The organism is Lederbergia graminis (assembly GCF_042655485.1).
Classification (GTDB): Bacteria; Bacillota; Bacilli; order Bacillales; family Bacillaceae_C; genus Lederbergia; species Lederbergia graminis.
Window position 1 is genome coordinate 1 of record NZ_JBHSMC010000001.1, and the last position, 21,720, is coordinate 21,720.

General features: G+C 34.1%; 25 protein-coding genes. 15 read left to right on the forward strand and 10 right to left on the reverse strand.

The genetic code is table 11. The features are described from left to right. Window positions 1-188: 188 nt before the first annotated feature. The 4 genes from ACFPM4_RS00005 to ACFPM4_RS00020 all read right to left on the reverse strand — a co-directional run bounded on the left by ACFPM4_RS00005 (window position 189) and on the right by ACFPM4_RS00020 (window position 2,973). Window positions 189-770 (reverse strand): hypothetical protein, encoded by a 582-nt coding sequence (locus ACFPM4_RS00005; RefSeq protein ID WP_382346287.1) that lies wholly within the window; start codon window positions 768-770, stop codon window positions 189-191. Between the two features lie 85 nt (window positions 771-855). Further along, on the reverse strand, window positions 856-1,965 hold the full coding sequence (gene ispG, locus ACFPM4_RS00010) for a flavodoxin-dependent (E)-4-hydroxy-3-methylbut-2-enyl-diphosphate synthase (RefSeq protein ID WP_382346290.1): 1,110 nt from the start codon (window positions 1,963-1,965) through the stop codon (window positions 856-858). A 120-nt stretch (window positions 1,966-2,085) separates the two neighbouring features. Continuing rightward, on the reverse strand, window positions 2,086-2,409 hold the full coding sequence (locus tag ACFPM4_RS00015) for a hypothetical protein (protein ID WP_382346293.1): 324 nt from the start codon (window positions 2,407-2,409) through the stop codon (window positions 2,086-2,088). 60 nt (window positions 2,410-2,469) lie between these two features. Continuing rightward, window positions 2,470-2,973: a DUF1189 family protein gene (locus ACFPM4_RS00020; RefSeq protein WP_144920480.1), complete on the reverse strand. Its 504-nt coding sequence runs from the start codon at window positions 2,971-2,973 to the stop codon at window positions 2,470-2,472. 118 nt (window positions 2,974-3,091) lie between these two features. Here ACFPM4_RS00020 and ACFPM4_RS00025 point away from each other — a divergent pair, with 118 nt between their 5' ends. The 4 genes from ACFPM4_RS00025 (at window position 3,092) to ACFPM4_RS00040 (ending at window position 7,801) form a co-directional block, all read left to right on the forward strand. Beyond that, complete coding sequence (locus tag ACFPM4_RS00025) at window positions 3,092-3,577, forward strand: DUF456 domain-containing protein (RefSeq protein WP_382346297.1); 486 nt, start codon at window positions 3,092-3,094, stop codon at window positions 3,575-3,577. Between the two features lie 101 nt (window positions 3,578-3,678). Beyond that, window positions 3,679-4,287 (forward strand): superoxide dismutase SodA, encoded by a 609-nt coding sequence (gene sodA / locus ACFPM4_RS00030; RefSeq protein ID WP_144920484.1) that lies wholly within the window; start codon window positions 3,679-3,681, stop codon window positions 4,285-4,287. A gap of 110 nt (window positions 4,288-4,397) precedes the next feature. Then, a complete protein-coding gene (locus ACFPM4_RS00035) occupies window positions 4,398-5,609 on the forward strand; it encodes an MFS transporter (RefSeq protein ID WP_144920486.1) in 1,212 nt (403 codons plus the stop codon). A 122-nt stretch (window positions 5,610-5,731) separates the two neighbouring features. Continuing rightward, window positions 5,732-7,801, forward strand: coding sequence for a peptidoglycan D,D-transpeptidase FtsI family protein (locus ACFPM4_RS00040; RefSeq protein WP_144920573.1), 2,070 nt, complete (start codon window positions 5,732-5,734; stop codon window positions 7,799-7,801). Between the two features lie 10 nt (window positions 7,802-7,811). On the opposite strand, the gene ACFPM4_RS00045 is transcribed toward ACFPM4_RS00040, so the two are convergent. Together ACFPM4_RS00045 and ACFPM4_RS00050 are read right to left on the reverse strand one after the other, a co-directional pair. Further along, entirely contained in the window at window positions 7,812-8,324 is a 513-nt protein-coding gene (locus ACFPM4_RS00045) for a hypothetical protein (protein ID WP_382346302.1), read from the reverse strand. A gap of 3 nt (window positions 8,325-8,327) precedes the next feature. After that, a complete protein-coding gene (locus tag ACFPM4_RS00050) occupies window positions 8,328-8,681 on the reverse strand; it encodes a hypothetical protein (RefSeq protein ID WP_144920490.1) in 354 nt (117 codons plus the stop codon). A gap of 179 nt (window positions 8,682-8,860) precedes the next feature. Between ACFPM4_RS00050 and rpmG the strand changes: the two genes are divergently transcribed. The 8 genes from rpmG (at window position 8,861) to ACFPM4_RS00090 (ending at window position 16,109) form a co-directional block, all read left to right on the forward strand. Next, window positions 8,861-9,010, forward strand: a complete 150-nt coding sequence (gene rpmG, locus ACFPM4_RS00055) for a 50S ribosomal protein L33 (RefSeq protein ID WP_144920492.1) — start codon at window positions 8,861-8,863, stop codon at window positions 9,008-9,010. Window positions 9,011-9,089: 79 nt separating this feature from the next. Then, window positions 9,090-9,668, forward strand: coding sequence for a 5-formyltetrahydrofolate cyclo-ligase (locus ACFPM4_RS00060; RefSeq protein ID WP_382348089.1), 579 nt, complete (start codon window positions 9,090-9,092; stop codon window positions 9,666-9,668). Window positions 9,669-9,710: 42 nt separating this feature from the next. Next, window positions 9,711-9,890, forward strand: coding sequence for a hypothetical protein (locus ACFPM4_RS00065; RefSeq protein WP_144920494.1), 180 nt, complete (start codon window positions 9,711-9,713; stop codon window positions 9,888-9,890). Between the two features lie 147 nt (window positions 9,891-10,037). Next, complete coding sequence (locus ACFPM4_RS00070; protein ID WP_382346307.1) at window positions 10,038-11,555, forward strand: rhomboid family intramembrane serine protease; 1,518 nt, start codon at window positions 10,038-10,040, stop codon at window positions 11,553-11,555. A gap of 13 nt (window positions 11,556-11,568) precedes the next feature. Continuing rightward, window positions 11,569-11,775 (forward strand): YqgQ family protein, encoded by a 207-nt coding sequence (locus ACFPM4_RS00075; protein WP_382346310.1) that lies wholly within the window; start codon window positions 11,569-11,571, stop codon window positions 11,773-11,775. A gap of 3 nt (window positions 11,776-11,778) precedes the next feature. Beyond that, window positions 11,779-12,747 (forward strand): ROK family glucokinase, encoded by a 969-nt coding sequence (locus ACFPM4_RS00080; RefSeq protein ID WP_382346313.1) that lies wholly within the window; start codon window positions 11,779-11,781, stop codon window positions 12,745-12,747. Between the two features lie 279 nt (window positions 12,748-13,026). Further along, a complete protein-coding gene (locus tag ACFPM4_RS00085; RefSeq protein WP_382346316.1) occupies window positions 13,027-14,916 on the forward strand; it encodes an LTA synthase family protein in 1,890 nt (629 codons plus the stop codon). A gap of 80 nt (window positions 14,917-14,996) precedes the next feature. Continuing rightward, window positions 14,997-16,109 (forward strand): YqgU-like beta propeller domain-containing protein, encoded by a 1,113-nt coding sequence (locus tag ACFPM4_RS00090; protein ID WP_382346319.1) that lies wholly within the window; start codon window positions 14,997-14,999, stop codon window positions 16,107-16,109. Between the two features lie 108 nt (window positions 16,110-16,217). Here the strand turns inward: ACFPM4_RS00090 and ACFPM4_RS00095 are convergent, their stop codons facing one another. Beyond that, window positions 16,218-16,391: a DUF2759 domain-containing protein gene (locus ACFPM4_RS00095; RefSeq protein ID WP_144920503.1), complete on the reverse strand. Its 174-nt coding sequence runs from the start codon at window positions 16,389-16,391 to the stop codon at window positions 16,218-16,220. A gap of 226 nt (window positions 16,392-16,617) precedes the next feature. Between ACFPM4_RS00095 and ACFPM4_RS00100 the strand changes: the two genes are divergently transcribed. Beyond that, entirely contained in the window at window positions 16,618-17,238 is a 621-nt protein-coding gene (locus ACFPM4_RS00100) for an MBL fold metallo-hydrolase (RefSeq protein WP_382346322.1), read from the forward strand. A 44-nt stretch (window positions 17,239-17,282) separates the two neighbouring features. Here the strand turns inward: ACFPM4_RS00100 and ACFPM4_RS00105 are convergent, their stop codons facing one another. The 3 genes from ACFPM4_RS00105 to ACFPM4_RS00115 all read right to left on the reverse strand — a co-directional run bounded on the left by ACFPM4_RS00105 (window position 17,283) and on the right by ACFPM4_RS00115 (window position 19,408). Further along, window positions 17,283-18,116 (reverse strand): ABC transporter permease, encoded by an 834-nt coding sequence (locus tag ACFPM4_RS00105; protein ID WP_382346325.1) that lies wholly within the window; start codon window positions 18,114-18,116, stop codon window positions 17,283-17,285. Next, window positions 18,116-19,048 carry an ABC transporter ATP-binding protein gene (locus ACFPM4_RS00110; RefSeq protein ID WP_382346328.1) on the reverse strand — a complete coding sequence of 311 codons (933 nt, stop codon included), beginning with the start codon at window positions 19,046-19,048 and terminating at the stop codon, window positions 18,116-18,118. Before ACFPM4_RS00110 ends, ACFPM4_RS00105 begins: the two co-directional genes overlap by 1 nt. A 114-nt stretch (window positions 19,049-19,162) precedes the next feature. Then, window positions 19,163-19,408, reverse strand: a complete 246-nt coding sequence (locus ACFPM4_RS00115; RefSeq protein ID WP_144920511.1) for a DUF2626 domain-containing protein — start codon at window positions 19,406-19,408, stop codon at window positions 19,163-19,165. Between the two features lie 240 nt (window positions 19,409-19,648). Between ACFPM4_RS00115 and comGA the strand changes: the two genes are divergently transcribed. Continuing rightward, on the forward strand, window positions 19,649-20,743 hold the full coding sequence (gene comGA, locus ACFPM4_RS00120; protein ID WP_382346331.1) for a competence type IV pilus ATPase ComGA: 1,095 nt from the start codon (window positions 19,649-19,651) through the stop codon (window positions 20,741-20,743). A gap of 10 nt (window positions 20,744-20,753) precedes the next feature. After that, a complete protein-coding gene (comGB, locus tag ACFPM4_RS00125; RefSeq protein WP_382346334.1) occupies window positions 20,754-21,719 on the forward strand; it encodes a competence type IV pilus assembly protein ComGB in 966 nt (321 codons plus the stop codon). Window position 21,720: the final 1 nt, after the last annotated feature.

A 21,720-nucleotide genomic window follows, 5' to 3' on the forward strand; every position in this document is an offset into this window, starting at 1 on the left:
CCCAAAAATCTATATTACAAAATATTGAGTGGGAGCCTTGACAGTTTCGTTCATATCAGGAGGCTCATTAGCCGCCCGCGGAAAGCGAAGTGTATTTCCGAAGCGGTATAGCTATACTTACATTGTTCGGATTTACATCCAGGTCAAATCGTTTTGTCCCAGCCACTTTCATTCACAATAAGAGATTTTTATTTTTCGTTATTAGTATCTTGTATCCAATTTTCTACCCATGCTTCTGCTTCTTTCCAGTTGTATACGCGTATTACCTTTTCTGGTGCAGGTTTGCGGTTGTAGGGTGTGTCGAATAGGATGACGGGGATTTGTAGCTCTTCTGCAATAGCAACTGCATTATCATGCTTATCCTCAAAAAATAAATCAATATGATGTTTTTGAGCGGTTGCGACTTTATCGTGCGAGCCGATTAGCTCAATATGATGATAATTGATTTCGTTTTGCTTAAACCAATTTTGTGTTACGTCTAATAGATTAGGGGTGCGAGCACTTATAAAATATAATTCATAGTTTTGAACCCATCTAGATAAAACAGGTTTTGCACCCTCTGCTAGTGGCGATTCTGCATAAATTCTAGGCTCTGTATCGATAAACCATTGAATAACTTTATCTTTTGGTAGATTTAAAGCTGCATCAATTTCATATTCTGTTAAGTCATCCAGTGTAATATTTAATCCAAAATCTTCATTTATAAAAGGAACTAATGAAGTAGGGCAAGTAACGGTTCCATCTATGTCAATTCCAAAACGTTTCTGCATGAATAATTTCTCCTTACTACATAATAGATTTATTGTACCATAAAATAAGAGGAGCTATCACCAGCGATAGCTCCTCCAATGTTATTTAGTTCGTAACATTTTGTTCTTCTTTTTGCTTTTTGAAATATTCCGCAGCCATGATATCAATTTCTTTCTTAAGTTCTTCCACCATTGTTTCTTCTGGAACTTTTCTTACTGTTTTTCCTTTTTTAAACAATAGTCCTTCACCACGGGCACCTGCAATCCCTATATCTGCTTCACGAGCTTCACCAGGACCATTAACTGCACAGCCTAATACGGAGACCTTAATTGGTGCTTTAATATTTTGAATATATTCTTCCACTTCATTTGCAATACTAATTAAGTCAATCTCGATTCTTCCACATGTAGGGCATGAAACTAGTGTTGCTGCATTAGAAATTAGACCAAATGATTTTAATAGCTCACGAGCTACTTTCACTTCTTCCACTGGATCAGCACTTAGAGAAATTCTTAATGTATTACCAATACCCTTACTTAAAATCGCGCCTAGACCAGCAGCGCTTTTTACTGTTCCAGCAAAGAGAGTACCACTTTCTGTAATACCAAGATGGAGTGGATAATCAAATGCGCGTGAAGCTTTTTCATATGCTTCGATTGCTAAATTTACATCTGAGGCTTTCATGGATACGATAATATCATGAAAATCCAATTCTTCTAGAATTTGAATATGGTGGAGGGCACTTTCAACCATCCCATCCGCTGTTGGATATCCATATTTTTTTAGAATATGTCTTTCTAAACTTCCAGCATTAACACCGATACGAATTGGAATCCCCTTAGCTTTAGCTGCTTTTACTACAGCCTCGACTTTTTCTCGTTTACCGATATTGCCTGGGTTAATCCGAATTTTATCTGCTCCACCTTCTATTGCAATTAAAGCAAGACGATAATCAAAATGTATATCGACTACAAGTGGGATATTAATTCTTTTCTTAATTTCAGAAATTGCGTTTGCAGCTCGTTCATCAGGGCAAGCTACACGAACGATTTGACAACCAGCTTCTTCTAGTCGATTAATTTCATTTACTGTAGCTTCCACATCATGTGTTTTTGTCATTGTCATACTTTGTATAAAAACTTGGTCACTGCCACCAATCGTTAAATTACCAACTTTGACAGGACGAGTTTTTGTACGATGTATTATTTCACCCAAGAGTTTTCTCTCCTTTATAAAAAATGAAACATTATCAATCTATCTTTATTTTAATAGATATAGTTTATTGTAGCAGTGTTTTATATAAATTGACAACACAATGAGTAGTAATTATGTTTACTACTCATTGTACGTAGGGAATTTATAACTTTTTCCAATTTGAATTTGCTCTGGTTTTATACCTTCATTCATTTTTTCAAAGTCTGTTACAAGTTGATCGATTGATACTGGAATTGGTCCTTGCTGGATTTTCTCCATGACAGAAATCACTGTATCACCAGGAAGTATCTTAATAATTTCATATGTTGGGTCTTCAATTTGAACTGGATTGTTTACTGCAATAGATTGTTGTGCCGAACTTGTAGGGAGTGTACCAGCAGTTAAATCATAATAGATGGCATACATTGTTATGATTGCTGCGAATAGAACGAAAACTCTTTTCATTATTATCCCGCCTCTTCCTATTATATATTATGCATATGAAGAGAACGGTCATAATATGTCCTATTTTTTTGTTACTGGCATCTTGTTAATGCTTGCATAAATATAGAAAAACGTTAATGCTAAGTCAATGAAAAATCCATACGGAATAGTAAAGGGGAGAAGTGGCTCCAATCCAAAAATAATAGTTGGTAGGGTGATGCTATATGCTGTTAATCGCCAACTTAATCGATATGGTAGTTTCCGTTTTAATAGATTTGCTAATCCTTTTGCTATATACGCTAATATAGATACTTTTAGAAATAAGATTCCTGTATTCAACACAAACATAAAGAAAATGAAGATGGGTAGCATAATTGCTACACTTCCAGCATCGAAATCTGGTATAAGATTAGTTGAATCTTTTTCAATAATAATGGAATTAATCAGTGATGGTACAAAGTATATACAAATAAGAATAAATACGTATTGAATTGTTTTTCCAATACTTAGAAACCTAAACTTAGCGATATCCGTAAAAGAATATAAGCTTTTATAAAATATCTGTAAGAGCGAAATGTTTCTCACTATATCACGTCCTTCTCTTGCTACCAATAGTGTAGATGGATTAATAGTTATTTTTCAAGTTTTTAATAGACAATTTCTTTATTTGAGATTCAATTTTTAACAGGATGGTGACATTTGTATGGAAATATTGTATTGGATACTTGTGATAGCTTTAATTGTTGTTGCGTTTGTTGGGCTAGTTTACCCAGTAATACCTAGTGTTCTCTTCCTATTAGGAGCGTACATTCTTTATGGTTTTTTATTTAGTTTTTCTGATTTGAGTTGGCTATTTTGGACGATTCAAATTTTGTTCGTCATTTTATTATTTATTGCAGATCACTTTGCTAATTTATATAGTGTAAAGAAATTCGGTGGTTCCAAAGCGGGAATATGGGGAAGTACGATAGGATTAATATTTGGCCCATTCATTATTCCAGCGTTCGGTATACTACTAGGTCCTTTTATCGGGGCAATAGCTGGAGAATTACTAGTAAATCGTACAAACTGGAAGGAAGCAATAAAGATAGGGATAGGATCTGTAGTAGGGTTTATTAGTAGTGTTGCTGTAAAGGCGGTAGTTCAATTTATTATGGTTGCATACTTTTTATTTCAAGTTTGGAAATAGTAAGCAAAAAATTTGAATACAGCCACCATTTTTGATAATCTGAATGTGTAATGAAGAATCGTGGAACGATTCAAAATTATTACATAGGGAGGAATTTAATAATGGCTTATGAATTACCGCAATTACCTTATGGTTATGATGCATTAGAGCCTCATATCGATAAGGAAACAATGAACATTCACCACACAAAACATCACAACACATATGTTACTAATTTAAACAAGGCGCTAGAAGGACATGAAGATTTAGCAAGTAAATCTGTAGAAGAATTAATTGCTAACCTTGATGCAGTGCCTGAATCCATCCGTACTGCGGTAAGAAATAATGGTGGGGGTCATGCAAACCATTCATTATTCTGGACTCTTCTTTCTCCTAATGGCGGAGGTGCACCAAGCGGATCACTTGCTGAAGCAATCAATAACAAATTTGGTAGCTTTGATACATTTAAAGAAGAATTCCAAGCTGCAGGTGCTGGCCGTTTCGGTTCAGGATGGGCATGGCTTGTAGTAAATAATGGAGAGCTAGAAATTACAAGCACTCCAAACCAAGATAGCCCACTATCTGAAGGAAAAACTCCAATCTTGGGTCTTGATGTCTGGGAGCATGCTTACTACTTAAAATATCAAAACCGTCGTCCTGAGTATATGAGCGCATTCTGGAACGTTGTAAACTGGGATGAAGTTCAAAAACTTTACGACGCAGCAAAATAAATAAGTGAATACTATAAAAAAAACGGGTTACTTTTTTAAGTAACTCGTTTTTTTATAGAATAATTCTCCTTACTTCACTAATGATAAATAGAAGTAAAGGGGAGTAGTGTATGATTAATTTCAAAAAAATGTTCAGTGAAATTGAAATATCTCGTGATTTAATTCTATTACTTACAATTGGTGGTTTATACGCTTTAAGTATTGCATTATCTAATACGTTTGTTAACGTATATCTTTGGAAACAGTCGAAGGATTTCATGGACCTAGCTATATACAACCTCTCTAGTACAATAATGCAACCAATCACTTTTTTTGTCGCAGGTAGATGGGCAAAGAAAATAGATCGGGTCATTGTTCTTCGACTAGGGGTTGTTTTCTTATCATTATTTTTCATTGCAGTTCTTGTTTTTGGTGAACGTGCATCTAGCTTTTTAATCATACTTGGCGCCTTACTTGGTATTGGATATGGCTTTTATTGGCTAGCATTTAATGTACTTACATTTGAGATTACTGAACCAGATACACGTGATTTTTTTAATGGTTTTATGGGGGCTTTAAGTTCTATCGGTGGAATTATTGGACCAATATCAGCAGGTTTCATCATCACACGCTTTGCTTCCAACATAGGTTACACTTTAATCTTCTCTATTTCGTTAGGGTTATTTGTAGCGGCAGTTGTGACTAGCTTATATTTAAAAAGAAGACCTTCTTCGGGCCAATACTTAATCAAAAGGATTTATCAAGAAAGAAAAAAGAATATAAACTGGAAATTGATTACAAATGCACATCTGGTACAAGGTCTTAGGGAAGGTACATTTCTATTTGTTATTTCTGTTTTTGTCTTTATCAAAACAAATAATGAACTTGCACTAGGTACTTTTGGTCTTTTACATGCAGGAATGTCCTTTATTATGTTTTCATTAGCAACAAAACTGATAAAAAAGGAAAAACGGAAAAAAGTCATGCTATTCGGTGGTATCGTATTATATGCAGCCATTTATTTAATCGTATTTGACCCTACATACACGAGGCTGTTAATCTATGCAACGATAATCGGACTTGCCTATCCACTTATGCTTGTTCCATATTCATCTATGACTTTTGATGTGATAGGGAAGGCTTGGAAGCCTGCTGAAATGAGAATAGAATATATAGTTGTAAGAGAAGCATTTCTAAACACCGGAAGAATCATTTCTATCTTAATTTTCATTGGTGCAATCTACTTTTTTCCAGCAGAAAAAAGTATACCAATTCTTTTACTTATATTAGGATTAGGGCATACGTTAGCTGCATTTTTATTATTAAAATTAAAGCCCCAATAAGGATAGTTGATATTTAAGTGTAGAAAAGTAGCCATTTTTCTTTTACAATGGAGGTATGAAGGCGAAGGGATTGATCCGCTTTGAAAAAAAAGAATAAGAATAAAACTCATGTTCCGTTTCGTATGAACATGTTGTTTTTTGTTGTATTTGTTTTATTTTCATTATTAATTCTCCGATTGGGTTTTGTCCAAATTGTGAATGGGGAAGATGCAAAGAGACAAATTGAACGGACAGATGATGTGACAGTAAGCACTTCAGTACCTAGGGGAATCATTTATGACCGTAATCATACTCAAGTAGTGAGTAATGAGCCACAAAGAGCTATTATGTATACAGCTCCAAAGAAATTTGATCAGAAACAAACACTTGAAACTGCTGAAAAGTTAGCACAAATGATTGAAAAGGATACCGGTAGCATTACACATCGGGATAAAGTTGACTTTTGGTTAATGAAACATCCAGAAGAAGCACTAGCAAAAGTAACTGAGGAAGAACTAGACTCACTAGAGAGTAATGAAATATATAAATTACAGCGCGAACGAGTTACAGATGAAGAGTTAGCTTCCCTAACGGATGACGAGTTAGAAGTTTTGGCTATTTATCGAGAGATGACAAGTGGATATGCTCTAGATCCACAATTTATTAAGAATAAAGATGTAACATTAGAGGAACTTGCTGTTGTGAGTGAACATTTATATATGCTCCCAGGTGTAGATACAACAATGGATTGGGATCGTACATACTTATATGGAGATTCTTTGAAAACAATTTTAGGTATTGTAAAGCCAGGTTTACCAGCTGAGAAGCTTGATTATTATGAAGCAAGAGGTTACAGTCGTAATGATCGAGTAGGAGTAAGTTATATTGAAATGCAATATGAAGATGTCCTTCGAGGACAAAAAGAAAAAACAAAGAATATAACAAGATCTGGAGAGGTCCTTGAAAAAGAACTACTTCAAGAAGGTCAACGTGGGAAAGATCTCGTACTGTCTATGGACATGGAATTACAAATGGAAATTGATAAAATTATTGAAGAAGAATTAAAAGCTTCAAAAGAGAAACCAGGCACTAATTTGTTAGATCGTGCATTTGTGACAGTGATGGACCCTCATACAGGAGAAATACTTGCGTTATCAGGTAAGCAATATTCATTAGATGAGGATACCAATGAATATACCTTTAAAGACTTTGCTGCTGGGAATTTTACGACAGCATATGTACCAGGATCAGCCATAAAAGGTGCTACGGTTTTATCGGGCTACATGACTGGAGTTATTAAACCTGGCTCATACTTGATTGATGAACCAATTGTACTCCCAAGTACACCTACTATGAGTTCATGGTTTAATTCTAGTAGAAAAATGAACATTAATGATACGTATGCGATTGTACGTTCTTCTAACTCTTACATGTTTAAACTTGCAATAGCTATGGGTGATGGACAGTATAAGCCTGGCCAATTAATTATGGATAAAATAAAGTCATTTAATCAAATGCGCTATCACTTTAGCCAATTTGGTTTAGGAATTAGAACCGGAATTGATCTTCCTGGGGAACAGATAGGGTATAAAGGAAATATTGAAGAAGCGGTAGCAGGTAACGCTTTACACTTTGCTATTGGACAATATGATTCCTATACAACGTTACAGCTTGCTCAATATATTTCCACGATTGCAAATGGCGGTTACCGCATGGAACCTCATGTAGTGAAGGAGATTCGTGAACCGGGCGATGGAGATGGTACACTCGGTCCGATAGTGAAGGAAATTCAGCCGAAAGTATTAAATCGTATTGATGCAACAGATAAAGAAATTGAACACGTGCAAAATGCGATGTGGGGTGTATTTCATAATAATTCTATCGGTACAGGTCGTGCTTTTGATGCTGAACCATATCGTAAATATCGTGCTGCTGGTAAAACAGGAACAGCTGAGACATATGATCAAGGTAAAAAAGTATGGAATTTGACACTTGTCGGCTATGCACCATTTGAAAACCCGGAAATCGCATTTTCAGTTGTCGTTCCTTCAGCTTATCTTGATGGGTATAATGATACTGGAATCAACTCATTAATTGGAAAAAGAGTTCTAAAAGCATATTTTGATTTAAAAGCAGAACGAGCAAATAACAATGCAGATTCTAATGAAGATGATGAAACATCTGATAATCAAGAAGAAAATAATGAAAATTAAAAAGCAGGTATTAGCTACCTGCTTTTTTCTTTGTAATAATATTGGCAATTTCTTCTATTTCCATTGCAGTATGTAATTCATACGTTCCAACTTGAATATAGCGTTGCAAATCTTGGTTAGCTAAATAATCATTGAATTCTTTTGCATTGTCGATAATATCAACTTCTACTAGCTGTTTACTAATATCATTGGAAGACATACCTGCATGAATAGTTAATATATAATGAACAGGTGTTGCTTCCTTTGTTTCTTGTTGTCCGGTTTCTTGCTCATCTGCTTTTTCTTCAATCTTTTTGTTCTCTGCTTCTTTTTGTTCTGCTACCAATGCATCATATTGAGATTTCCAATGCTTTATATCACTTTTCAATGTTTCGTATTCACTTTTTTCTATTTCTATATAACCCGCTTTTACTTCGTGTTTATCGGAAGCTTGTTCTTCGTGGAGAAATTGTTTATAAACAAATAAAAGAATACTTGCAAGTAATAAACCGTATGCAAATGCTCTTGTAGAATTTCGATTCACTTATTAAACCCTCCCAAATGTTTGGTGGATAATAGTTTTTACTGTTTCCAATGGTAAGGAGGATTGTTTTGAAATTTGGTGTACATTTTTTCCTTGTTTATGTAATGCAATAACAAGATTCTTTAAGATTTCGTTTGGTTCTAGTGAATTTCGAGAAATTATATCAACACCTTGCTCCATTAACAATTCTTCTTCTAATACTTTTAATCGTTTTTTTACCAAGTATTGCTCTTGTAATATGGTCATATTAAGTTGTTCTACTTCTTTTTCCAGCGATTTAACTTTATCTGGTTGTAAGAAGGAAATAATAAAAAGGATGATGGAAGCTGCTAATAAAATAATGATAATCGTATCCATGTTTCACCTCAGTTGCATGATATATACTAGTTATACCATAGATTGCGTCTATCCTCTATGAATGATATGCTGAATCGAGTAATTCAGCAAAAATCCACTAGCATTTCTCAAAAAATAGTGCTATTATAGAAAAGTCGTATCAATAGTGTAGAATGCATTGAAGATTTGGAGGGAAATACATGCGTGTTAATATTACTTTAGCTTGCACGGAATGCAGTGAGCGTAATTATATTTCAACAAAAAATAAACGTACTACTACTGACCGTCTTGAGCTTAAAAAATACTGCCCAAGAGAAAAACGAGTTACTTTGCACCGTGAAACTAAATAAATAATCGAACAAAAGCCAAAAACACTCTTCCATAGTGTTTTTGGCTTTTTTGCTATAATAGAGGAACAATGGAGTGGTGATGGTGAATAAAGCGAATTTAAGAAACCAAATGAAAGCACAATTGAATAATTTGGATCAAGTTACATATGAACATTACTCATATCAGATTGCACAAACGCTTTTTTCTTCAAATGAATGGAAAGAAGCGGATACAATTGCCATTACAGTTTCCAATTTTCCTGAAGTAGATACAAGACAAATAATAAGAAAAGGCTGGGAACAAGGGAAAAGAATGGTTGTACCAAAATGTATCCCGAAAACAAGGGAAATGAAATTTAAGGAAATATCATCGTTTGCGCAATTGGAAATTATCTATCATGGTTTATTAGAACCTAAAAACGATGAAACAAAAGAAATCCCCAAAAATGAAATTAAATTAATGATTGTTCCTGGGCTTGCATTTAATGTAAAAGGATATCGTTTGGGATTTGGTGGTGGCTATTATGATCGGTACTTAAGTGATTTTACTGGGAGAACATTAGCTCTTGCCTTTTCAGAACAAGTACTAGATGAGATTCCAATCGAGTCATTTGATTTACCAGTCATGAAAATAATAACAGAAATGAAAATTATAGACTGCAATAGCTTTACGGAATAATTCCTCCTTATCAAGTCATTCTAAGCATAGGAGGGATGTATGATGAAAACAAGCTTAACATTACTGATGGTTGGCACTGCACTTGGAGCTGCATATAAATATCGCTATAAATTATTAGATATGGCACTAAGTAACGATTATTTAAGTAAACTTAGTGTAAATACAGTAATGAAAATACCAGGAGTTAAAGACCGTGTGATCGGGTCAGTTTTTGGTAAATAAAAAATAGACGAGCATCCTAGTAGTGTATTCCCAGTATTAGAAGTTAAAATAAAGTATATATAATTAATTAGGCAAAGGAATACATGTATCTAGGTGCTCTTTTTTTATGATACTTCTTTGTGAATGTAGAAAGTGGGGAAAATTGTATTGGTAGAGCGTGAACATTTCTTACAATGGATACTATCTTATTCTTTTATTAATGATAGTGGTTATCGACTCATAAGGGTAAATGAAAACCAAACAGAGATGTGGTTTGAAAATCCAAAAAATAAACAGGCACGAATTATTCGTTTAGTTCAAAAAAACTTAGATTGGGCGAATGCTGTTAAAAGAGATCAACAAATGGCATTAGTACAAGCAGAGAAATTACGGAAACATTTGTATTTACGAGAACTTAACATCCTCAACATATACGTTTCTCCATATCCACCTGTAGATGAAGCGAATAATACATTCGAAAATATCTTAACGATAAAACCAGGTAAAACAAAATTTTCTACCCTCTTAGTTACTAGAGATAATTTGGACGAGTCAATAGCAAAAATTGAAAGTTTGACTAATGGGAAACTTGAATTTACCTTAAAAGATCAATATGAAGAATCAGAGATATTTGTACTAAGGCAAGCAGTCCTACAAAAGGCAGTAATGCAAGAGAAGGAAGAACGTAGTATTTTTGAACATTCCAAACCGTTATTCACTTATATTTTAATGGCGATTCAAGTAGTAATGTTTTTAATTTTAGAATCGAAGGGTGGGAGTACAAACTCAGAAACATTGATTCAATTTGGTGCCAAATATAATCCCTTAATCATGGAAGGTGAATGGTGGAGGTTTATCACGCCAGTTTTTTTACATATTGGATTCTTACATCTTGTCATGAATACACTCGCGTTATATTATTTAGGTACTGCAGTTGAAAAAATGTTTGGGCATACACGTTTTATTTGGATTTATTTATTCTCAGGATTCATCGGCTCACTAGCTAGCTTTATATTAAGTCCTAATCTATCAGCTGGTGCAAGCGGTGCTATCTTTGGATGTTTTGGAGCCCTTTTATACTTAGCTGTTGTTAACACCCCGTTATTCTTTAGAACAATGGGAATGAATGTCATCATTATGATTGGTATTAACTTAGTATTTGGCTTTACTGTACCAGGTATTGATAATGCAGGTCATATTGGCGGATTAATTGGTGGTTTTTTAGCGACTGCGATCGTCAATTTTCCTAAAAAACGGAATATGAAAATACAAGGAATTGCATTGTTAGGAACACTAATTATTACAGTTGGCTGTCTGTTTATTGGTTATCAAATAGATCGACCAGATGTAGTGAATGCACAATTGCAAGAAAAAATGGAAAAGGGTAATGTGGATGAGGCATATGAATTTGCTTCTAATTATATTGCCGATGGAAAAGGAAACGCGGTTACATATTTTCAATTGTCTTATTTAGAAATTCAATTACAGAAATATGATGATGCAAAACAGCATTTATTAAAAGCGATTGAGCTTAATCCTAATTTCCATGAAGCTCATTTCAATATTTCATTATTATATTATGATGAAGGAAATTACGATAAAGCAAAAGAACACGTAGAAAAAGCAGTTTCGTTATCAAATGAACAAAAATATAAAGATTTTCTAGAAAATATTAGTCAATCCTAGTGTGGTGTGTTGGTTGAATTCAGTATATGATGTACAGCAATTACTTAAAAAATTTGGTACAATCGTCTATATAGGTGAAAGAATGTTGGATTTAGAAATAATGGAATCCGAATTAAAAGAACTATACTTTCATCATTTTATAAGTATAGAAGAACTTCAATTAGGTCTTGCAATATTGCGTAATGAAATGAAAAAAGAGGAAAAGAAGAGAGAGGGTTAAGAAATGAACAATGAAAAATGGTTATTAGGTATTGATATTGGGGGAACATCAGTAAAATTAGCTTTCGTAACAGAAGCAGGTGATATTCTACATAAATGGGAAATACCTACAAATACTGAAAATCAGGGGAAAACAATCATATCTGATATTGGTGCTGCAGTTAGCGAAAAACTTACTGAGTTAAACGAAACAAAGGAAAAATTAAAAGCTGCTGGAGTTGGTGCTCCTGGCCCTGTTAATACAGAAGAAGGGTTACTATTTGAAGCAGTGAATTTAGGCTGGCAAGGTACAATTCATCTTCGTGACTTGGTTCAAGAGCAAGTTGGAGTTCCTGTTGCAATCGAAAATGATGCAAATGTTGCTGCTCTAGGTGAGATGTGGAAGGGTGCTGGACTTGGAGCAAAAGACTTAATTTGTATTACACTCGGTACAGGTGTTGGCGGTGGAGTTATCGTAAATGGTGATATCGTACATGGTGCAAAAGGTGCTGCTGGAGAAATTGGACATATTACCTCTGTTCCGAACGGTGGGTATCAATGTAATTGTGGGAAAACAGGCTGTTTAGAAACATTAGCATCTGCAACTGGAATAGTTCGTACTGCTAAAGATAAATTAGAAGGTAGTGCTGTAGATTCTACTTTACGACAATATTTACAAAACAATGATTTAACAGCTAAGGCTATTTTTGATGCTGCAAAAGCTGGAGATCAACTTGCGCTAGAGACTGTTGATTCACTAGCGGACCATTTAGGACTAGCAATTGCAAACATTGGCAGTCTATTCAATCCTGAGCGTGTTGTAATTGGTGGTGGAGTATCTAAAGCTGGTAACATCTTGTTGGAAAAAATTGAAGAATACTTTGTTAAGTATACATTTAAACCTGTTGCTCAATCTACAAAACTTGTTTTCGCACAATTAGGTAATGATGCAGGAATAGTTGGAGCGGCTTGGTTAGCAGCAAACAAAAACTAACATAAAATATATAAAGAAGGATAGAGGAGAGAAATCAGCTATCCTTTTTTTTTGTGTCTAAAAAGTGAAAATTAAATTAATGGACAAGTATTTGAAACTTTTGCCTGCGTTTATTCGTCTATATATAGGGTAAGAAATATGAAGCTATGTCGATTTATTGTGTTTTTTAATCATTGCGTCTGAAAAAGAAAGGGAATATGATATTGATTAGAATTTCACGATTTACAAAATGTAAGAATAACATCTTATAAGGGTCACCTAAATAGGGAGGCTATTTTAGTGAATAAGTTAAAAAAGGCAAATATGTTGATCCCGGTATTCGCAATTGTCATGCTCTGGTTGAAAACTTATTTTGTCTATAAAACTAGCTTTAACATCAAGATTGAAAATATCATGCAGGAGTTTATTTTATTTATAAACCCGCTAAGTTTTATTCTTTTTGTAATTGGTGTGTCGTTATTCTTTAAAAGGGACTCATTACGGAATGGATATATTATCACTGTCAGTATTATCTTAAGTATCATCCTATACAGCAATGTAGTGTTTTATCGATTTTTCACTGACTTTTTAACATTACCTGTATTGTTTCAAACGAGTAATTTTGGCGACTTAAAAGAAAGTGCTATCACAGAGATTAACTGGTATGACTTTATTTATTTTCTAGATCTTGTTTTGTTAATAGCATTGATGAAATTGTATAAGAATGCAGAAAAACTTAACCCGATAAAAAAACTAAACAGACGTGCTTACTTTTTGATTGCTGCTGCCATGTTGTTTCTTAATCTTGGTTTAGCAGAAACAGAGCGCCCACAATTATTAACAAGAACCTTTGATCGTGAAATGCTCATTAAAAATTTAGGAACATATAATTATCATTTATATGATGTCTTTCTCCAATCTAAATCATCTGCACAAAGAGCGCTTGCAGATAGCAGTGAGTTAGCAGCCATTGAAAACTATATCGAAACAAATTATGTGGAACCAAACTCAGAGATGTTTGGGGTTGCGAAAGGGAGAAATGTCATCCTTGTTTCACTGGAATCCATCCAATCCTTTGTCATTAATAATGATGTGTATGGACAGGAAATAACTCCGTTTTTAAATGATTTTATTAAGGATAGTTATTACTTTGATAATTTCTATCATCAAACTGCACAAGGAAAAACATCTGACTCTGAGTTTATCGTAGAAAATTCGATGTATGGTTTAAGTAGAGGTGCAGTATTTTTTACACACTCAGGTAATACACTTAACGCTATGGCTAATCAATTACGTGACATGGGTTATTATACTTCAGCTATGCATGCAAATAATAAGAGCTTCTGGAACCGCGATATTATGTATGAAGCTATAGGCTATGATTACTATTATTCTGCAGCTGATTATGAGATAACACCTGAGAATTCAAAAGAGCCATGGGGGATGAAAGATAAGTATTTCTTTGAGCAGTCTGTGGAAAAAATGAAAATGATGAGACAGCCGTTTTATACAAAAATGATTACATTAACAAACCATCATCCTTTCCACTTAGATGAAGAAGATAAACTTATTCCAGAATACGATTCTAATAGTGGAACATTTAATCGCTATTTTACAACAGTAAGATATATGGATGAAGCTTTGAAAGAATTTATTCAAGAATTAGAAGATCAAGGAATTTACGAAAATTCAATTATTGTGTTATATGGTGACCATTATGGAATATCGGAAAATCATAACGAGGCAATGCAACAATATCTTGGGAAAGAGGTTACACCTTTTGTAAATGCTGACTTACAAAAAGTCCCGTTCATTATTCATATCCCAGGTGTTACGGACGAAGGTAACGGAAGTGTTATTTCAACTGTAAGTGGCCAAATTGACGTGAAGCCAACATTATTAAATTTAATCGGTATTGATACAAGAGGGGATATTCAATTTGGTGGAGATGTATTCTCTGAGGAACATCCAAACACAGTAATATTTCGGGATGGTAGTTTTATCACTCAAGAATATGTTTTTACAAATAACACATGTTTCTCAGCGATATCTGGTGAACCTATAGAACCGAGTTTATGTGAACCATTCCAGGAAAAAGCAACGAAAGAGCTAGAGTATTCAGATAAGATAATTTATGGTGATTTATTAAGGTTTTATGAAAAAAGAGATCAAAAGCTTTCGATTCAATAATGTGAGAAACTCCCTCAATACATATTGATGGAGTTTCTTTTTCAACTTCCATAACAGATTAGAAGAAAAGGGGGGTACTTGTGCAAAGGAATTTTACAATCTTAATATGTATTATTTCAGTTCTTTTACTCGTTGGATGTACAATCGAGCAGACAAGTTTACCTCCTTCTACTCACCCATTAAAAGACAACTCGATATCCATGAAAAAGATTCATTCTATTATCCCAATTAATATTACAAAAGATCAATTTGAAAGAGTGTATGGTTGGTTAGATAATCACCATATTCTTTATTCTTTTACAAGCGAAGGTAAATATATTTTGAATAAACATAACATCATGAATGGAGAAACTAACGTTATACTCACTAGTGAATCTCCAATAGTAAACGTGCTAATTCATGAATCTAAAGAACAAATCTTTGTACATACATCTCCTAATGGGCACTTGGCCCAAGTATACTTTATGGATAATAAAGGAGAAATAACATTTGAAACTGCCATTGAGTCATTTGAACTTGCATATGAATGGAATGATTTTAATCCGAATATTATGCTGACAACAGCTTTTTATGAAGACTGGACTTTTAAAGTTCATAAAATTAATGTTAGCCATCAGCAAATGGAAGAAATAGATAATATCCAGCCTTTTTATAAATGGTTAAGCGAAGAGGATATTTTAATACAAAGTTGGGCGGAAGAAGAAATGTCCTTCTTTGCTCCATTAATACGAAAATCTCTTAACCAACGAGATGATTCCTCGAGTGTAATGCAAGAAGTATTTCGGTATGATACATTTTCAGATACTGTAATGGTAATTACGGTACCTGACGAAATACAATCCACTTTACAATATTCGTTTTATACGCAGGATTTTTCTAAGTTATTATTCGAATTATCAATTCCCAGTTTAACTCAATATTCAGATTGGCAAGTTCCGTACTATGATTTTGTTTCAACACAGTCTAAATTTCTTACTTTTGCTCCACTTAACCATGGTAGTGTTGATTTATATACAGATGGGTATAACTTAATCAGCCTAGACCTTGTGGTAGGGGAAGATGTTATAGAATTCGAGAATATGGAGAACAAGCCACTATCATGTTCACCTGACGGATTAAAATGTTTATATGGATTCGAATTGGAAGAGGTACTCGATTTACAAAAAGGGATAAGAATATCCCTAATTAAGTAAAATGCATCGTGGAAAAAATGAGAAGAATAAAAAAACAAGTGGAGAAAAACGTAGTTTTTCTCCACTTGTTTCATTTTTAGGACTTTTTATACACAGCCCTTTTTAAAATTACTGAGGGAGTGATTCTGGTAATTTTATTAACGTCATGATAGCAAAGAAACCAAATACTCCTAATGCACCTGCACCGAATATAATTCCAAGAAAGTTTTTGTTTTTTAATGCGCTAATTGTGCCAAAAACTGCAAGTAAAGCAACTAAAAGAAATATAATAGCAGTACCCATTCTATAAATAGCTCCCTTCTGTATCAATTCAGTAATTATTATGTAGTCAAGGCAATACACTCTAACTTATTCTATAGCTTTTTTTGTTCTTTGTCGAGTCATTAAAAGTGAAACTTCTATGAATGTAGTATATGTTTAACTTAGCTTTTTATTTAAGTGTATTTTTTAACTTAAAACATTTACATGGTAAAATGGAGAATATTAGTAATGAAAGTAGGGATGTAGAATGAAATGGGTGCAAATTCCGTTAGGGCCATTACAAACAAACTGTTACATTCTTTATAATGAGGATAATGATTGCATCGTATTTGATCCTGGAGCGCAAGGTAGAGAGCTAGTTGAGTATGTAGAAGAACAGCAGTTTTCACCTAAAGCCATTTTAATGACACATGCTCATTTTGATCATATCGGTGCAATTGATGCTATACGTGATCGTTGGAGGATTCCAGTATATATACATGAACTTGAAGAAGATTGGCTAACAAATCCGTCTTTGAATAGATCTAGTTTCTTTGGTGCTGAAATTACAGTAAACCCAGCCGATAAGATTATCTCTCAAGAAGGTAAGCTAAATATTGGTGATTTTTCATTTAGCACATACCATACTCCAGGGCATTCACCTGGAAGTATTTCTTATTACTGTAAGGAAGCAAATATAGTTATCGCAGGTGATACGTTATTCCATCATAGTATCGGAAGAACAGATTTACCTGGTGGTAATCATGAACAAATAATTACCAGTATCGAGAGTAAATTATTCACACTACCTGATGATACAATCGTTCTACCTGGTCATGGAACAGCAACTACCATCAAGCAGGAAAAAGAATCCAATCCGTTTCTATAAATATAAAAGCTTCTGTGCACAGAAATGCACAGAAGCTTTTATTGTTAAAATGCAATGTCTCTTTTTTGGAAGAACAAGAACGTAAGCGTCATGAAAATAACATAGTACACGAGCAACAATACTGCAGAAAAACCAACTGTTACTCCTTCTGCTAATGTATCAGTTATTGCGTAAATTGATAAATCCAAGTGTGGGAAGATTAAATACTTCAACCATGTTAATTTCCCGAAATTTAGTAATAAAATTATTACTTGACCAATTGTACTTGAAATGAATAATACACCGACACCGACACCTACTGCCAAAGCTTGACTTCTAAATAGAGTGGAGAGCATAAAAGAAATAGTAACTGTTATAACCAAACTAGGAAGTAATAGTAACATTTTCTTCAGAGCTTGAGCACCAATGGCAACTTCAAATTCTCCTGATAATCCAATTTCTGTGGTTGTAGCGTTGAAATCTCCAAATCCAAAGAAAATGGAACCAATAATAAATCCTACAACATTTAAACTAATTAATAGCATTAATGCATATAGGATAACTGTAATGTACTTTGATAATAAGATTTTCCAACGAGCATGTGGGCGGATCATTAATTGCTTTATCGTTCCAGAAGAAAATTCCGCTGCTACAATGGCACTAGCAACAATTACACTAAATAAGGTAACGAGTGAACCTAAACCATACACAATATTATTCATGTAATGCCATGTACTAGTAGATTCTGTTGTCCCAAATCCAATTTCCGGGAATTTATTTATGATAAAGAAGTAAATTATTGCCCCGCCTAGTGCAAGTACGAAAAGTATAATCATATAGATCCATGAACTTTTTTTAGAGAAAATCTTCATTAATTCATTTTGTATTAAACCAATCATCAAACATTCACCTCTTTTGCAGCATTCGTGATTTCCATGAAGCGATCTTCTAATGTTTTCTTCACACTAGAAATTTCATAAACGTGTATATCACCTTGTACGAGTGTTTTATTGATTTCTGCTATTGAGTTATAATCAATCATGATTGTAAATTGATTATCGTCTTTCTTCGTTACATTATCATAGGACTGTTTAAGTAATGCGATGGCTTGATCGCAATTATTAACAGTAAATGTAACTTCACGGAGAAGGGTTTCTTCCATATTTGTCGTGTCTGACATCGATTCAATATGAAGTAACTTCCCTTTCTCGATAATTGCAAAGCGGTCACACATTAACTGCATTTCAGAAAGTAAATGGGATGAAACTAAAACTGCAGTTCCATTATCAGCAAGTTGACGTAAGTGATCACGGAACTCTCTTATACCTGATGGATCCAAGCCATTCGTTGGTTCATCCAGTATGAGAAGTGAAGGACTATGTAGAATTGCTTGTGCAACTCCTAGTCTTTGGCGCATACCTAACGAATACGTTTTTACTTTTTGATCAATCGCATGTTCCAACTTTACCAGCTCGATTGTTTCTTTTAATTTTTCATCTGTGATAACGTTTCTAGACATCCGCTTATAATGCAGTAAATTTTTACGACCGGACATATAACCATAAAATTCAGGATTTTCTACAATTGCCCCAATCTCATTGAGTGCACCATTGAAATCCGTATCTAAGTCATGACCATTGATGTTTACTTTTCCACCAGTTCTGTTAATCAGTCCAACAATCATCCGAATAATTGTTGTTTTACCAGCACCATTTGGACCAAGTAAACCGAATATTTCCCCTTTAGGGATTTCAAAGCTGACATCATCCACAATCTTCTTAGAGCCGATTGTTTTGGTTAAATTGTCTACCTTTAAAATTGTGTTACTCATGATTTCCCTCTTTTCTTTTTAACATATTTTTATATACGAGTGACGGATAAAAAGGTTTCGAAAAATTGTAAATAAAAAACTGTTCCAACAAATAGGGAACAGTTTTTTAAAGGATTAGCTTAGTCCGCCACCCGGAGGCATTAGGAATAATGTATAGTATGTAAATCCAGCGAAAAATACGGTTAAGTATGCTCCAAATACATACATATACATCCGTTCAGATAATTTTAAGTAACTTAATAGTACAAAAAATCCAGTTTGTCCGAGAAACAATAATGCCGTTTTGTCCATGTGTCCTAAATAAAACATAATAGCCATAATACCAGTCCAGAATCCTAATACTCTGTACATACGATCCATATGTATCCCTCCTTTGTAGCCAGTGTCCATCAATTCCTTATTATAAAGGAAGTTGTTTGAAAAAGTAAATATATCAGAAGATAAGATTGTGACGAATACGTGATATTCACATGTATTCACGTATATTATACCTCAATAAAACAAGAATTAATAATATATTTTAAAATGTAGCAGGAGAATGATGAAAGATGTCGAATCATATATGTAACATAAATAGGAAAGGTGGTGCTTTATGCATAAATGATTACCGAGGTGCTAGTAGAACAAATATTAAAAAATGCTTTTGATGATTCCGCTACAGATATCCATTTGATCCCTTATACACATGGATATGTCGTACAGTATAGAATTCAAGGGAGATTATTTTCAGTGAAGAAAATATCACTGGAAAGAGGCGATCGTCTCATTTCTCATTTGAAGTTCTTAGCTGCTATGGATATTAGTGAGAAACGAAAACCTCAGAGTGGTTCTCTTGAAACAAATGTTTCGGGAAAACGAATAGCCCTTCGAATTTCTACCCTTCCAACTGCTCAATTAAAAGAAAGTATTGTAATCCGTATCCTTCCACAGAAACAAACTCTTTCATATGACAAACTTTCCTTATTTCCATCCCAATCCAACTTACTTACTACCTTTATGGGACAAGCTCATGGAATGTTAGTATTTAGCGGTCCTACAGGAAGCGGAAAAACTACGATGATGTATGCACTTGCAGAGTATTCAGCCTCTACATTAAATAGGCATGTTGTAACATTGGAAGATCCTGTTGAAAGACAAACGGAAAATTTACTACAAGTCCAAGTAAACGAAAAAGCTGGAATTACTTATAGTAATGGCTTACGCGCTATATTACGCCATGATCCAGATGTCATACTTATCGGTGAGATTCGCGATGCAGAAACAGCAAGAGTTGCAATTCGAGCGGCGATGACTGGACATCTTGTTTTGTCCAGTATTCATGCTAGAAGTGCAGAGGGAGTACTTTATCGTCTTCTTGAATTAGGAATTCAACCTCAAGAGATGGAGCAAACACTTTTAGCAATTACAGCACAAAGACTTGTTACGATTAATTGTGCTTATTGTGGATATGCCTGTTCGAAGTATTGTTTAAAAATGAGGCAAGCGAGAACAGGGATATTTGAAATTCTGTACGGTGACTCATTGAAAGAATCAATTGCTCTTACGCAAGGGAAGGGAGGTATAAGTAATTATGCGAAACTCCAAGACTTGATTAGAAAGGGGATTGCACTTGGGTATATTTCAGCAGAAGAATATGGTCGCTGGATTGTGGAAGAAAAAAATGACCTTAAAAGAACAGGGTATATTTCTCATTAGATGTAGTGAGATGTTAAATAACGGATTTAACCTGCTAGAGGTTTTAAGTCTTTTAAGTAAGCTGCGATTCCACCAAAGTATATTGAATTCAATGATACATGATTTGCAAACTGGAGATTCAATATATCAAGTTCTTTTAAGAAATCATTTTGATAAACAGGTCTGTACACAAATTTATTTCGCTGAAAAACACGGATATATCTCCACAACCTTACAGGAAGCAGGATCGTATTTACTGAAAAAGGAAGAAGGGAAGAAAAAGTTAGTAAAATTACTCCAATATCCGCTAATATTGCTCCTCACTTTGTTCGTCGTAACTATATTATTAAACACATTATTACTCCCGCGTATACAAATACTTTATACTTCTATGGCACACAACCACGGTTCCCATACATCATTTAGCCTTCAAGTATTGTCTTTTCTCCCATACTATTTACTCCTTATTTTATTACTAGGATTGTTGATTTTTTTTATATGTAAGTGGCGTGTCAAAAAAAAATCTGCTGTCTCGATTGCTACATTTTTTTCGAAACTCCCATTCATAGGATCTTATTACACGCTTTATCAGACATTCTTCATAGCACGTGAATGGAGCAGCTTATTAAGGTGTGGTTACTCATTCAGTGAAATTATTACGATTATGAGAGAGCAAACATTCCTTCCGTTATTGCATGAGATGGCTACTGATTTGAGGAGTCAACTTATTAATGGAAAAAAATTATCAGACGCACTCTCTATATTCGCTTTTTTTGAAAAGGATTTAGCGAGTATTATTGCACATGGTGAGTACAATGGGAGATTAGATAGTGAGTTGCAATTTTATAGTAAGGTTTGCTTTGAAAGATTAGAAGAGAAATTAACGAAACTCTTTTTACTAATACAACCGATTATTTTCCTTTTCATCGGGTTATTAATCATCTTGATATACATGGCCATTTTTTTACCTATGTTTCAATTAATCGAAAACATATAAA